Below are 12,637 nucleotides of genomic sequence, written 5' to 3'. Positions count from 1 at the left end.
GGAAAGCAGGGGATCATGCAGACCATCTTCGTCATGGTGAAATGCGAGCTTGGTAGGGCCTACGACGTGGCCGACGATGCTTGCAATGTCGAGCAGGTGTCGGAGGTCTACTCGACCTCCGGCCAGTACGACCTTCTGATGAAGTGCTATCTCGACGAAAAGACCGACATCGGTCATTTCGTCACCAGCAAGATCCAGACGCTTGCCGGCGTGAAGGACACCTTCACTCTGATCACGTTCAAGGCTTTCAGTTAGGCAACGGTGATCGCAGTCCCGCCGTCGCCAAAGTGGAATCTGTCCACGGTACACGGCGACGCGTTTCTGCATCTCGCCGGCACTAATCCTTGTGCGGCCGTGCCGTCACTACGTCTTTGCGCCCGCCGATCCACTCTAGGCGGGTTGCGGCAGCGAGCGAGTTCATGGTCCTGCCTGGCTGGCGAGAAGACTCGGGCTACAGCGTCTATCGCGCCATCCGGGACGTACCGGTAGGAACCGGGCCGATATCACCGCGTACTCAGCAGGTTGTAGAGGCAACAGCGATGCTTCATGCTCGCGGCGCTGTCAGCCCACTACTTCATTCGTCGACCGGGGGAGGCGATGTCTGGCTTGCTCTGGTTCATAGCGGGCTTCGTCTCGTGCATCGCGGTGAGCGGCCTCGGCCTGGCTTTTCTTGTTTGGCGGACGCCGCCGGCATCCGAACAACCCGAGAAAGGATTGCAATCTGCGCAATCTCCGCGCGAAGAGGAAGCTCATCCTCGGCCGTCGGTGCTGTCTATAGTTCGCCGTCAGGTCGGAAAATCTGGCCGCTGAAACTGGCACCGCGAGTTACATGAGAGCCCCCTGATTACGCCTGACCCGAGCAGCATCCTTTGCACGGCAGCGCGCGTCGGCTCGCTTATCACTAACGTGACCATCCATGAGATCGGCCACATGCGCGGCATGCGTAGACTACGTGCTCCAGGTTAAACCTGAACCGGCCAAATAGAACCCGACCACGAACGCGACTGTGCCGCCTGCGACGTACCAGCCCTCTGTGTTGAAGTTGCGCATGAGCCAAGCTATTAGCGCATCTGGTGCCGCCATGAAGAACAGTGCTTCGGCGACCGCTAGCCACCCGATCAGTGTGACGAGGGCCGCCGCGAAAGGCGACCAAGCATTGTTCACGACTAGCCCCAGTCCACCGACCAGCTCGATCATTGAAATTATGAAGCGCAGCAAGCGTTGTTCGATGTAGGTCGCGAACACCGGAACCAGTTTCCGTCTACGCACCACGATCACCGCACCGATCGCCATGAGAGCGAGCCCAATGACTTTAGCCAGGAACGGGGTCGCGTCTTCCATGACCGGTGCACCTTGGATGGCTTCTGCTCCTGGTAGGATCAGATCGAGAACGGACTACACCATCTTGATCTTTTCTTTGGCCTGCAACGCCGCCGGGCCGCCAGGTGTTTGAAGCGCGGGAAGGTTTCAATCATGGCATTGCGCTCCGATCATCCGAACTGGCCGTCCTTTCACCCGTTGCAAAAAAGTGCTGCGCCTCAGTCGCTGCCTCACGAACGGTTGGCCGAGCTCAGGAGCGACATGCGGGAGACCAAGGCGCGGCTGCGGCAGGTGCTGGAGGCACTGGCCGACAAACACGGCATAACCGCCAAGGATGTGTCCTATGCGATCGACGGTTACGCCGACGACATGCTGTCTGACCTGGTCTTCGGCATCGAGCGCGATCTGGAGCACGAGACCGAACGTGACGCTCCCCTAAGCTCGAAATCGGCATGACCGCTCGTCGCGACGCTCATTGGCAAGCTGAGCGGACCCCGCTGTTCCGGCCGATGAGCGAATTCGACCCATCGGAGCCCGCGCTGGTCCACGATCGCCGCCAAGACCGCGTGCTGCCATGGTCACCCTCGTTCCAGCGAAGCTATGAACGCACCGCCCGCGAGCTGGCGCCTGGCGTGGTCGACTATGATGGGCTGCTTCTGGATGGCTGGATGATTCCCGAGGACGAACGCCAGCACTGAAGCCAGCGCCCTCAATGAGGCCGACGGGTCGGCGACGCATGCCGTACGTCGCCAAAATCCGGCGGGAAGACCCGTTCAAGCCTGAGGACGCTCGAGAAGTCGATGCCGCCTGTAGGCGGGTTGCGGCAGCGAGCGAGTTCATGGTCCTGGCTGGCTGGCGGGAAGACTCGGGCTACCGCGTCTATCACTTCACCACCTGGTCGAAGGCGCGCGCCATGCAGCACTGGATCGACCGCAGCGGCATTGCTACCCACCCCGATTGGTTCGGCCGTTGCGAGCCGGCTGCTGAAGCGAATCCGTGGCCGGAGGCGCCGCAGCGTCGTCACGCGTTACCAACCCCGGAAGACGAATGGCCGCCATCGACGCCTCAGCTGGGGCCGACGTTTTAGGGCTATCGGGCTCTCGGCTTTTCGGTTCCGGCGCTACCTGCCATTCACGCTTTCCATGGTCTTCAGGCCCTCTCGTACCGCGCTCGTCCCGTGATGAGCGCGTGATCTAAGCCCAGGTTGTTCAAATGTGAACATGAGCGAATGCGGGGGGCTGCTACAGCGGAACGTCGTCGGCTCGTTATCCAGAGCGTCGACGGCTGAGAGACAGCGGCATCTGAGCCAAGAATGTCCTGCGCTCCCATTCATGATGCGGGGAACGCAATGCAAAGTTTACAAGCACCTGGTCTCAGCCACGACGAGAAAGTCAGCCTGAAGCGGTTGGCTGCCGGAACACAGCATGCCTCGATCCCCTCCAAACATTTGGAGCTATTCAAGAAGCTCACGCTGATCGAGAGTCGAGGCGCGACCTGGAAACTGACTCCGCTGGGGTTGCGCCAACTGCGGGGTATGCCCAAGCCGGCGCGGATTACGTCGGCGGATCCGCTCGCTCTGCTTGAGACCATGATGACTATGTACCTTGCGCTGCGTCAGCATCGGACACTGGTACGGGAGCGCGAGGCAGTTCGTCCAGGCAACAGCGCTGTGCCTGCTTCACGCCCGGCATAATGATCCCCTGGCGATTGGCTAGCCAGAGATGACCTGGGCCCAGCACGTCCGAGTCTTTGACGTATGTTCAATAAGGCTCGAAACGCAGAGTGTGATCCCGCCAATCGGGTCGGCGCGGATGCCTGCGTGGGCACGGGCGGCCTCAGGTCGGACGTGCCCGTGTGGTGCGCTGTTGACCGCCTCGAGCGCCACACAGCCACACACAACGCGGCGCGCGATCCGACAAAGCGCAACGAGGCCAGGGAAGTCTTCAGTTCCGTGACGAATTGGTGGTTAGTTTTGGTGAAACTGACCTGTTACCGCAGAGCCCGCCTCGCCGGAGGAGCCTAAACCCCCTCTTGCTAACCCATCTGGCGCCCAACGCGTGGTCAGAAACCTCCAGGCTAGGCTGGGGGCCGCTTCCAATCGGCGGTCTCATAAGGACCTAATGCTCGGCATCGCCGGCTCACGAACCCTTGAGCGTCGGCGGCTGGTAGACAGCGACATGGTTCAAGTGTCCCCGCGCTCCCGCTCACTCGTGGCGGAGGCGCACATGCGCTGTTACTTCATGCTCGACGGCCAAATCCATAACGTCGAAATGCTGCGCGATGGCCCGGATGAGGACCTTATCGAGCCCGCCAGCTCCATTTATTGACGCGGCGGATGCCAGTGGTGGCACCGCCAGGAGGAAAGGCGCGGTCGTTATCCGCGCCCTTCCAACTTTAGTGTAGCCAACCCACTGCCCACATGAGCAGCAGAATGGGAATAGGAATACCTAATAGCCACAACAAACTGGCACGAGCCATTTCTGCCTCCAATTGTACATGGCTTATCAACGGGTGGCGCTGCGCCACGTTCCGGAGGCTGTGTTCCTACGGGTCGAATTCGCTCTGTTAAGAGCCCGGGCTCTTCGCCACGACAGTACCCAAATAGCCGAACAGACGGTGAGAACGACAAAGGAGCTGCGAGGCCTCACGAAGGAGATCGATAAGCGCCTACTTGCCGTTGAAGTGCTGCTCAGAAGGCTTCGTTCCCAGGTCCGACGTCATTGCCCTGCAGGCTCGTAGGCACTGTCTCAGTTTGAAACCTCGAAGCTCTGACCGGGTTCTTCGCCTGACTTCGTCGCCGCGGAAAGCCTGATCAGAAGATCGACTTGCGTTGAAGGGGCATTCGCCGACCACGCCGATCGACTGCTACTTTGGATTTGTCCGATGGCGGGGTATCGGGTTCCGATTCCACAGGCTTTTGATTGGCCAGTCGTCGTCCTTCCGCTGTCACGACAATGCCCTGAGCGCCGTCCCGGATAACCCCTGCCAACTCGAGACGAAGCCGAAGCTGCGACGACACCTTTACGGTCTTACCGGTCATCAACTGGCGGAGAAGGTCGAGTTCGAGACTGCTAAGGGTGGGCGCCATGCCCGACAAACGCTCGGCCTTCGACCTCGTTCCGCCGTCTGTCACCCCGACCTCGGGAAGGCTGCCGGCTGAGCGAAACCGCCCGCTCAACAGAATCGAAAAGAACGAAATAAGCGACGAAGGCCCATAAGAAGGATTCGAAGATAGGCCGCTTGCTTTGGGTGGGTGGGGCGGTCGCTCGTGGCGACTGACGCCGGCCGGCCAACAACGCTACGACACCCTTGTCATCGATGTTGTGCGACCGTCCGCTGCCGACTGAGCAATCGTCCCTGCATGGCCCCGGGCGGCCCCGTTGAGGGGCATTGGGGGGGACAAGCGCTCGCCGCGTGATTCCAATGTTCCTGGCCGGGCACAGGCGGCCCCTGGCCTCGAGGCGGCAGCCCACACCCGCCGGCATCCCGATCCGAAGGCATGGTATGGCAGAATCTCAATCGATCGTGTCACGGCGACCCGGTGATTTCGGCAGCGGGCTCGGGTGACCGTAACCTGAGGCGACTATTGCACCGTCGCTTCGGCGGCTGATGGACAGCGGCATCGACGCCAAGAATGTCCCGGGCCAGGGCGAGATTTTCACATCGCCGGACCTTGACGTCTCACCGGGTTTTCCTAGATCGACATCCGGCAGGCCCGCAAGGGCCTGCCTCGCAAGGCCGGCCGCCCTGCGGGGGGCCGGTCGCAAACCCATCGCTCATGAGGAGGATGACAATGCGTACCGACTTCGATTTTGCTCCGCTGTATCGGGCCACCGTCGGCTTCGACCGGGTCTTCGACATGCTCGATTCGATGGCCGGCCAGCCTGCCCACGGCGGTTACCCGCCCTACAACATCGAGAAGACAGCCGACGATGCCTGGCGCATCGTCATGGCGGTGGCGGGCTTTACCGAGGCCGAGCTCAGCGTCACCCAGAAGGAGGACGAGCTCCTGGTGACCGGCAAGGGCCATCCCGATCGCCAGGAGAGCACCGAATACCTCTATCGTGGCATCGGTGCGCGCGACTTCGAGCGTCGCTTCCAGCTTGCCGACCACGTGCGTGTGACGGCGGCCAAGCTGCAGAATGGCCTGCTCGCCATCGATCTGCAGCGCGAGTTGCCCGAGGAGAAGAAGCCGCGGCCGATCCCGATCGAGGGTCAATCGGCAGTGCGCACGATCACCCAGCAGTAAGTCCGGCAGGGGATTGGGCGCCAGCCGGCGCCCGGTCCTCACGCATTTCCAACAGGAGGTAAGGTATGACGGCAACGTCAGCCGCCGCCACGCTTGGCAATTCGTGGAACCGGCGGCTCTCTGAAAGCTCCCAACGCGTCCCACCCCGGCCCATGGAGCAGGGGATGCGGTTCGCGCCACCGTCGCTCGCGTCACTCGACCTTCCGCAGCGCAAGGTGCTGGTGGCGGTCGAGGACGCCGTCGTGGCGCTCGACCTGCAGCGCTTGCTGCACGACGCGGGCTATCGCGTCATCGGTCCGGCGACCACCGTGGCCGAGATCCAGCGGATGCTCCAGCGCGGCGATATCGATTGCGCCGTCCTCGACCTCGATGTCGACCGGCGCTCGCCGCTGCCCATCGCCGATCTTCTGGCCTTTGCCGATGTGCCGTTTGTCTATCTCACCACCGGCGCCCTCGGTCCGCTGCCGGCGCGACACCGGCAGCGGCCGATCGTCGAGAAACCCTTCACACAGGACGTCCTGCTCGCAGCCGTCGCGAAGGCGATGGCGAGGCCGCGCCAGGTGGCAAACGACAATCGTTGGCCGGCCGGAAAAACGGTCGTGCTGTGGGAAAGGGTGTATCCGCCGATTTAGCGCCTCAGCGGGCGGCCGCTTGCAGCGCGGCCGCCCTCATTGCCAATGCGTGCCGTTCGATGAGCAACCACATTACCTGGATGGGCAGCGCCATAGAGCACATGAGCCGCGCCGAGCTGGTGAAGGCCCTGAAGGCGGCCGTGCTCCTGTTGCGGTCCGTCAGCCCCAACACTTTCATCCGTCCGGAGGTCGAGGTCACCGCGACGCCCTCCGGCACGCTGATTGCGCGCACGTTCAAATGGGCCTTCATCCCGGCCGGGCACATTTGGTCCGACGACGACCGCCGTTCCGTGCAAGAAAGGCTGGACGCCCTTGCGACTCGCTATGGATTCAAGGGTGCCGTCGTGCGCTTCGGCCCCGATCGCATCGAGATAGAGGTGCCGCAACGTCTGGAGATCGAGCAGCTTCTCGCCCTGCAGGAATGGCTGGCCTGCGAAAAGGACAGTCTCGACATCAGCCAAGTCCCCTGAACGAGCCGGCTTGCACCTTAGTCCTTTTCCATCGGCTCGTTGGCCTGGGTCGACGAGTCAATCGATTGCTGCTGCTGCACTTGCTGCTGTATGGCTTGTGGAGCGGCGATCGGGGGTAAGGATATCACGGGTTGAAGGTCGTCTGACTCTCGCTCCAGATCTGCAGCAAACTGCATCAGTCGTTCCCTGTCGGAATCGAGCACTTGCGTTTGTGCCAATCGCCTGGCGCGGCGCGCCAGATCCCTCTTTTCTTGTGCGAGCCGGTTCTTGTCAGTGGGCTTCTGAGTCATCGTAAGTGCACCCTAAGGCACACCAACGCCATTAATTGTTTTAAGTTTCATCACGTTGTAGCCGCCGCCGAAAGGTGTTGCCGAAGGGTCACATAGCTAGCCGGGCTGCTGGTGTTCAAGCCATGACCGGGCCTGTCGTACACTGGTAAATAGCTTCATCGGCCGGTCGGCAGTAGCAAGTGCGCCCAGAAGCCGAGCAAACTTTACGGTCTGTTCTTGGGTACCCACCATGGCCAAGGCGCCGACACTGGCTTGGTCATGATAGGCCCTGATTCTGGCACAGACCGCGAGGACCTCATCGCCGGTCATCGCAGACTGTACCGCGCGGCCGTCGAACAGCTTGCGGTAAGACAAAGCCTTTGCGCCGGCTAGCGCTTCCAGGAGTGATATAGCGTCGGCAAAGGTGATCTCGCCTTCACCAACTCCGGTGAACAGCCGCTTCCTGGAATCGATCGTCCAGTACAAAGGCATTTAATCCCGCCCGGGGACCAGCCTAGTACCTTCCCGCCAAATCGCGCCGTGAGGGCGGATCGCAATTTCGTGGGAGGTTCGCCGTCGAGATAGACGGATTTGACTGGGAGCCGCTGCAACGCCTCGAAGGTCCGTCAGGAGCGACCCGACCAAACGAGCGCCGTTTGGGTCAGCGGCGCGACCGTGCTGCCATCGAGACGAGCGTGACGCCAATTTGGACATTTGGATCAGTCCGCCTGCGGGGGGTGATCGTCATGCTGGCGTTCAGTGGTGCCTTCGCCAGGTTTTCCAGTCAGTAACCCAGCCAAGGCCATCATGACGAGGAGCAGCCCGCCACTGCTCCTGACGCCTGGTGAGCCGTTGCGCAATCCCATCAGAAATCGGAACACGTCCATGATTGCCAGGCCTCACTTCTGCTTTTGAGCCTTCCAAGCCGCAACGATCAAGGAGACGGCGAATGCCGCCAGTCCGGCCTGCAACAGGATGCTTATGAAGTCAGTGTCAAAGGCCAAGTCGATCACCGCCGATGGCAGCATCAACACCGCCGCAACGAGACCTGCGACTTGGCAAGCAGCCACCAGCGTGTCCGGTGCGTCATCCATACACAAATACCTCCCCCGGGCAGGCACCGGACGCCGGATGGAGAGTTCATCCGGCCATTCCCACACCCTGCCATCAGCATCACCACTAACGACCGGTCACGCTTTGGAGTTTCACTTTGGAACCTTTCTTAGACTGGATAGAAGAGCCGCCTTTTAACGACGTCGCAGAGTGCGGTACCGCACCCACGGCCTGCTGCGAGCCAGCAAAAAAGGGACCTGCCCCCGGCGGCTGGCAATGCGAAGCCGTCGGAGCAGGAACACGCGGCTTGGCGCCTAAGCTGAGGCGCCACGGGGAGATGACGGCGGGGCTTAATCCGCCGTCACACCGCCTCTTTGTGGCGGTGGCGAGGTGTGAACGCAGCAACGTCGGAGCGGGTGGCAAGATTCAGATGTCTCTGCGGAACCCTTTACCGGTGGCAATGCCGCCAAACCAGGCGAAAGGGGCGGCAATCCCTGGCGCGCTACGGGAATGAGCCGGGGCACGGGCGGCCCCTCCATCGGACATGCCCGCCGCAATCGACCGCCTCGGGACGGACGGTCCCACACACCGTCAGACCCGATCCGATCGCCTACTGTAACTAATGAGAAAATCAGTCGTCCCGTGACGACTAAGTGACATGTTTGTGCAGACTCGCTTGTCGCTCCGACGTCGCAGTTTCGCGAGCCCACCTACGCAGTTTTCAAACATCACCAACCGGTCACGACAACTCGGCAACTACTGCCCAGGGCGCGCTGTTACTGGATTGCTTCCCTCTCCCCCAGAGACGGCAATTTGCCGTGTCGGAAGCACCAGCGCCGCCCGAGCCTCAAGCCGGGCGGCGTTTTTTTCGGTCTTCGGACAGAGGCTCTTGTGCGGCTTCCATCGCGTCACCCGCCCGGTCTCAGCATCACCTTGATGACGCCGTCCTTCTTGTCGCGAAACTTCTTGTACATCTCCGGCGCGTCTTCCAGGGCGGCCGGGTGCGTCACGACAAAGCTCGGGTCGATCTGCCCGGACTTGATCTTCTCCAGGAGGGGCCTGGTGTAGGCCTGGACGTGGGTCTGCCCCATCTTGAAAGTGAGCCCCTTGTTCATCGCCGCGCCGAGCGGGATCTTGTCGGCCATGCCGACATAGACGCCGGGGATCGAGATTGTCCCACCCTTGCGGCAGCACATGATCGTTTGCCGCAGCACGTGGACCCGATCAGTCGCCAGCATCACAGCCGTCTTCACCTTGTCCAGGATGGCATCGGCGGCGCCGTGTCCGGCGGCCTCGCAGCCGACGGCATCGATGCAGCTGTCGGGGCCGCGCTTGGCGGTGCGCGACATCAGTTCGTCGTAAACATCGATCTCGGAGAAATCGATCGTCTCGGCGCCGCCGGCTTCCGCCATGGCGAGACGCTCGGGTACCTCGTCAATGGCAATGACCCGTCCTGCGCCCATCATCAGCGCCGAGCGGATGGCGAACTGGCCGACCGGTCCGCAGCCCCAGATGGCGACGGTGTCGCCCGGCTGGATCTGCGCGTTCTCGGCCGCCATGTAGCCGGTCGGGAAGATGTCGGAGAGGAACAGCGCCTGCTCGTCAGTGACGCTGTCGGGAATCTTGATCGGGCCGACGTCGGCCATCGGCACGCGGAGATATTGCGCCTGTCCGCCGCTGTAGCCGCCCATCATGTGGCTGAAGCCGAAGAGTCCAGCAGGGGATTGGCCCATGGCCTTGGCCGCCAACTCGGCATTGGGATTGGTCCGGTCGCAGGCCGAGAACAGGCCCTTCTGGCAGAACCAGCACTGGCCGCAGCTGATCGTGAAAGGCACGACGACGCGGTCACCGATCTTGAGGTTGGTCACCTCCGATCCGAGCTCGATCACCTCGCCCATGTTCTCGTGGCCCAGGATGTCGCCGCTCTCCATCGTCGGTTGATAGCCGTCGAGCAGGTGCAGGTCCGAGCCGCAGATCGCACAGGCCGTAATCCTGATGATCGCGTCGCGGGGATGCTCGATCCTGGGGTCCGGGACCGTGTCAACGCGGACGTCGCCCGTGCCGTGCCAGCAAAGTGCGCGCATGTTTGTCTCTCCAATTCGAAAGGGGCGCGGGCCGGTCGCTGTTCTCCCGACAGCCCGTCAGGAAGCGAACGGCGCTGGTGACAAACTCGTTGCTGCTCAACAGCGTTTTCGTGTCATCGCTACGCCCGCGGCGATTCCGGGTCGCGAGTAAGTGTCCGACGCCCCGATGCATTGCGTGTCACATCATTCCCAGGAGCAGCACGCCGTTCAGCCCGATCAGGCATGCCGTCATCGCCCAGGCGACGGCCGCGGTGAGCGGACCGTTGGCGAACTTGCCCATACATTCCGGACTGCCCGTCAGGCGCACCAGGGGATAGACGGCGAAGGGCAGCTGCAGGCTGAGAACGACCTGGCTCAGGATGAGGAGTTGGGTCGCCCCCGCCTCGCCATACGCCGTGACGACGAACAGCGCTGGCACCATGGCAACCAGGCGTGCCACGAGCCGGCGCGCCCTCGCCGGCCAGCGAAAGCGCGTGAACCCTTCCATGACGATCTGACCGGCCATGGTGCCGGTGACGGAGGCGTTGTGGCCCGAGGCCAGCAGCGCCACCGCAAACAGCGTCCCGGCCGCGCTGACGCCCAATGCCGGCGTGAGCAGGCGATAGGCCTCCTCGATACCCACGACTTCGGTCATGCCGGCAGCGTGGAAGGTCGAGGCAGCCAGCAGGAGGATCGAGGCATTGACGAAGATCGCAAGCGTGAGCGCCACGACGATGTCGATGGTCGCGAACCGCATCGCCTCGCGTTTGCCTGCGTCGGTGCGTTGGAAGTCACGGGTCTGCACGATCGAGGAGTGCAGGTAGAGATTGTGCGGCATGACTGTGGCGCCAAGGATGCCGATGGCGAGGTAAAGCATGGTGGGATCAGTGACGATCTCGGTGCGTGGCACCAGCCCATCGAGCACTGCGGCGAGCGGTGGCTGGGCCAATGCAAGTTCGACGATGAAGCAGAGGCCGATCACGACCATCAGCGACACCACCAGCGCCTCGAGCTTGCGAAAGCCGCGCGCCTGCAGTCCCAGCACCAGCAGGACCTCGATGCCGGTCAGGGCGACGCCGAGTGCAAGGTCGAGGCCGAACAGCAGCTTGAGCGCGATGGCCGCGCCGATCAGCTCGGCAAGGTCGCAGGCGACAATGGCCAGCTCGCAGAGCAGCCAGAGGAGGATCCGCGTCCCGGCGCCGTAGCGTTGGCGGCAGGCCTGCGCCAGATCGAGGCCCGTGACAATGCCCAACCGCGCCGCCAGGCGCTGCAGGAACATGGCCATGAGGTTGGCGACTACGATGACGCTGAGCAACCGGTAGCCGAAGGCTGATCCGCCGGCTATGCCGGTCGCCCAGTTGCCTGGATCCATGTAGCCCACGGCGACGAGGTAGCCCGGGCCCGAGAAAGCAAAGAGCTTGCGCCAGAACGAAGCGGCCGGAATGCGGACGCTGCGATGCGCTCCCCGCCGGGGGAAAAAGTCGGCGGAGAGCGCATCGGCCGTCGCCACCGCTTCAGGAGGCGGCGGTGGCGTCACGATCAGGCCGCCTTGTCTTTTGTCCGGTCGGCCTTGGTCACGTCGGCGGCGGTACCGTAATCTTCTCCGCCGGTGGTCTTGCCGGCGCCCGGTCCCGCGCCGAGGTCGGCACCGGTCTCGGCATCAGTCATGGGATCGGAGGCCAGGCGCTCACTCGCCTTCTTGGCCGCCGTGGCTTCGTTGCGAGTCAGTTTGACGCTGGCTGTGCCGTCGCCGTCGTCGGCCGGCATGACTTCTTCGAGATCGTCGACCCGCTCCCACTGCTCACCGGCATTCCAGGGTCCGCTCATGTCGCCGTCGCCCTGGGAGGTGTTGACGTACATATCGGCGAAAGGCCCGATGCCCAGCAGTTTGCCCGAGGGGAAGTTGTCGGTGATGGCGTAGAGCGCCTTCTCGAACGACTTCTGATGCGCGATCTCGCGGGTCATCAGGAACCCCAGCGCTTCCTTGATACCTGGATCGTCAGTAATCGCGATTAGCCGCTCATAGATGATCTTGGCGCGGCTCTCGGCGGCAATGTTGGACCGCAGATCGCAGGTCGGCTCGCCGCGCGAATCGACGTAGGCGGCCGTCCATGGCACGCCGGATGAGTTGGTGAGCGCGGGACCGCCGCCGAACAGCAGCGCCTGCGTGTGGCTGTCGCCGCCGGCATTGAGCGAGCGATAAAGATCCGCCTCCGCCAGGGCCGCCTCTGAGAGCTGGGCCTTGATGCCCTTGTTCAGCATGGCGACGATCGAGCCGATGACTTCGAGATGGCTCAGTTCCTCGGTGGCGATGTCGAGCAGCAGGTCCTTCCGGCCGGGATCATCCTCGGCGAGGCCCTGGGTGAAATAGCGCATCGCGGCGGCGAGTTCGCCGTCGGCACCGCCGAATTGTTCGAGGAGCAGTGACGCGAGAGCGGGGTTGGTTTCGCCGACGCGCACCGTGTACTGCAGGCGCTTGTTGTGCATGAACATCTTCATTTCTCCTGGTTCAAGGGATTGCGAGGCACAGGTGGCCTCGCGACAAAAGGATCGGCGGGCGCCGTCGGCGACGCGGCGTCCC

The 12,637-nt window shown here is 62.8% G+C and carries 16 protein-coding genes; 9 read left to right on the top strand and 7 right to left on the bottom strand.

All coding sequences use genetic code 11. The annotated features are described in order from the left end of the window. Positions 1-15: 15 nt before the first annotated feature. Positions 16-255 carry an Lrp/AsnC ligand binding domain-containing protein gene (locus tag RSO01_RS28145; protein WP_147153754.1) on the top strand — a complete coding sequence of 80 codons (240 nt, stop codon included), beginning with the start codon at positions 16-18 and terminating at the stop codon, positions 253-255. A 693-nt stretch (positions 256-948) separates the two neighbouring features. On the opposite strand, the gene RSO01_RS28140 is transcribed toward RSO01_RS28145, so the two are convergent. After that, entirely contained in the window at positions 949-1,341 is a 393-nt protein-coding gene (locus RSO01_RS28140; protein WP_147153752.1) for a hypothetical protein, read from the bottom strand. A 132-nt stretch (positions 1,342-1,473) separates the two neighbouring features. Between RSO01_RS28140 and RSO01_RS28135 the strand changes: the two genes are divergently transcribed. The 8 genes from RSO01_RS28135 (at position 1,474) to RSO01_RS28100 (ending at position 6,671) form a co-directional block, all read left to right on the top strand. Next, positions 1,474-1,776, top strand: coding sequence for a hypothetical protein (locus tag RSO01_RS28135; protein ID WP_147153750.1), 303 nt, complete (start codon positions 1,474-1,476; stop codon positions 1,774-1,776). 53 nt (positions 1,777-1,829) lie between these two features. Further along, positions 1,830-2,018 carry a hypothetical protein gene (locus RSO01_RS28130; RefSeq protein WP_170303407.1) on the top strand — a complete coding sequence of 63 codons (189 nt, stop codon included), beginning with the start codon at positions 1,830-1,832 and terminating at the stop codon, positions 2,016-2,018. A 38-nt stretch (positions 2,019-2,056) separates the two neighbouring features. Beyond that, a complete protein-coding gene (locus tag RSO01_RS28125) occupies positions 2,057-2,407 on the top strand; it encodes a hypothetical protein (protein ID WP_147153747.1) in 351 nt (116 codons plus the stop codon). A gap of 261 nt (positions 2,408-2,668) precedes the next feature. Further along, positions 2,669-3,013, top strand: a complete 345-nt coding sequence (locus RSO01_RS28120) for a hypothetical protein (RefSeq protein WP_147153745.1) — start codon at positions 2,669-2,671, stop codon at positions 3,011-3,013. 427 nt (positions 3,014-3,440) lie between these two features. Continuing rightward, a complete protein-coding gene (locus RSO01_RS28115) occupies positions 3,441-3,647 on the top strand; it encodes a hypothetical protein (RefSeq protein ID WP_147153743.1) in 207 nt (68 codons plus the stop codon). Positions 3,648-5,113: 1,466 nt separating this feature from the next. After that, positions 5,114-5,569 (top strand): Hsp20 family protein, encoded by a 456-nt coding sequence (locus RSO01_RS28110; protein ID WP_147153741.1) that lies wholly within the window; start codon positions 5,114-5,116, stop codon positions 5,567-5,569. 164 nt (positions 5,570-5,733) lie between these two features. Continuing rightward, on the top strand, positions 5,734-6,201 hold the full coding sequence (locus tag RSO01_RS28105; RefSeq protein ID WP_147153739.1) for a response regulator: 468 nt from the start codon (positions 5,734-5,736) through the stop codon (positions 6,199-6,201). A 101-nt stretch (positions 6,202-6,302) separates the two neighbouring features. Next, entirely contained in the window at positions 6,303-6,671 is a 369-nt protein-coding gene (locus RSO01_RS28100; RefSeq protein WP_147153737.1) for a hypothetical protein, read from the top strand. A gap of 17 nt (positions 6,672-6,688) precedes the next feature. Here RSO01_RS28100 and RSO01_RS28095 read toward each other — a convergent pair whose 3' ends face one another. The 6 genes from RSO01_RS28095 to RSO01_RS28070 form a co-directional block, all read right to left on the bottom strand. Further along, positions 6,689-6,961, bottom strand: a complete 273-nt coding sequence (locus RSO01_RS28095; RefSeq protein WP_147153735.1) for a hypothetical protein — start codon at positions 6,959-6,961, stop codon at positions 6,689-6,691. Positions 6,962-7,057: 96 nt separating this feature from the next. Then, the gene (locus RSO01_RS28090) at positions 7,058-7,432 is read right to left on the bottom strand and encodes a hypothetical protein (protein WP_147153733.1); all 375 of its coding nucleotides are present in this window, start codon (positions 7,430-7,432) and stop codon (positions 7,058-7,060) included. Positions 7,433-7,839: 407 nt separating this feature from the next. Next, the gene (locus RSO01_RS28085) at positions 7,840-8,034 is read right to left on the bottom strand and encodes a hypothetical protein (protein WP_147153731.1); all 195 of its coding nucleotides are present in this window, start codon (positions 8,032-8,034) and stop codon (positions 7,840-7,842) included. 867 nt (positions 8,035-8,901) lie between these two features. Beyond that, positions 8,902-10,077, bottom strand: coding sequence for a zinc-dependent alcohol dehydrogenase (locus tag RSO01_RS28080; RefSeq protein ID WP_147153729.1), 1,176 nt, complete (start codon positions 10,075-10,077; stop codon positions 8,902-8,904). Between the two features lie 178 nt (positions 10,078-10,255). After that, entirely contained in the window at positions 10,256-11,593 is a 1,338-nt protein-coding gene (locus tag RSO01_RS28075) for an Nramp family divalent metal transporter (RefSeq protein ID WP_246158877.1), read from the bottom strand. Between the two features lie 2 nt (positions 11,594-11,595). Next, positions 11,596-12,555, bottom strand: a complete 960-nt coding sequence (locus tag RSO01_RS28070) for a manganese catalase family protein (protein ID WP_308933099.1) — start codon at positions 12,553-12,555, stop codon at positions 11,596-11,598. Between the last annotated feature and the right edge of the window lie 82 nt (positions 12,556-12,637).

Source organism: Reyranella soli (genome assembly GCF_007992495.1).
GTDB classification, from domain to species: Bacteria; Pseudomonadota; Alphaproteobacteria; order Reyranellales; family Reyranellaceae; genus Reyranella; species Reyranella soli.
The sequence above is the reverse complement of the archived record's forward strand: the minus strand, read 5'-3'. Positions and strand labels throughout refer to the sequence as shown.

Excerpts from the sequence above, each read along its gene's own strand:
- RSO01_RS28145 (WP_147153754.1), top strand. The coding sequence starts at position 16 with ATGCAGACCATCTTCGTCATGGTGAAATGCGAGCTTGGTAGGGCCTAC.
- RSO01_RS28140 (WP_147153752.1), bottom strand. The coding sequence starts at position 1,341 with ATGGAAGACGCGACCCCGTTCCTGGCTAAAGTCATTGGGCTCGCTCTC.
- RSO01_RS28135 (WP_147153750.1), top strand. The coding sequence starts at position 1,474 with ATGGCATTGCGCTCCGATCATCCGAACTGGCCGTCCTTTCACCCGTTG.
- RSO01_RS28130 (WP_170303407.1), top strand. The coding sequence starts at position 1,830 with ATGAGCGAATTCGACCCATCGGAGCCCGCGCTGGTCCACGATCGCCGC.
- RSO01_RS28125 (WP_147153747.1), top strand. The coding sequence starts at position 2,057 with ATGCCGTACGTCGCCAAAATCCGGCGGGAAGACCCGTTCAAGCCTGAG.
- RSO01_RS28120 (WP_147153745.1), top strand. The coding sequence starts at position 2,669 with ATGCAAAGTTTACAAGCACCTGGTCTCAGCCACGACGAGAAAGTCAGC.
- RSO01_RS28115 (WP_147153743.1), top strand. The coding sequence starts at position 3,441 with ATGCTCGGCATCGCCGGCTCACGAACCCTTGAGCGTCGGCGGCTGGTA.
- RSO01_RS28110 (WP_147153741.1), top strand. The coding sequence starts at position 5,114 with ATGCGTACCGACTTCGATTTTGCTCCGCTGTATCGGGCCACCGTCGGC.
- RSO01_RS28105 (WP_147153739.1), top strand. The coding sequence starts at position 5,734 with ATGCGGTTCGCGCCACCGTCGCTCGCGTCACTCGACCTTCCGCAGCGC.
- RSO01_RS28100 (WP_147153737.1), top strand. The coding sequence starts at position 6,303 with ATGAGCCGCGCCGAGCTGGTGAAGGCCCTGAAGGCGGCCGTGCTCCTG.
- RSO01_RS28095 (WP_147153735.1), bottom strand. The coding sequence starts at position 6,961 with ATGACTCAGAAGCCCACTGACAAGAACCGGCTCGCACAAGAAAAGAGG.
- RSO01_RS28090 (WP_147153733.1), bottom strand. The coding sequence starts at position 7,432 with ATGCCTTTGTACTGGACGATCGATTCCAGGAAGCGGCTGTTCACCGGA.
- RSO01_RS28085 (WP_147153731.1), bottom strand. The coding sequence starts at position 8,034 with ATGGATGACGCACCGGACACGCTGGTGGCTGCTTGCCAAGTCGCAGGT.
- RSO01_RS28080 (WP_147153729.1), bottom strand. The coding sequence starts at position 10,077 with ATGCGCGCACTTTGCTGGCACGGCACGGGCGACGTCCGCGTTGACACG.
- RSO01_RS28070 (WP_308933099.1), bottom strand. The coding sequence starts at position 12,555 with ATGAAGATGTTCATGCACAACAAGCGCCTGCAGTACACGGTGCGCGTC.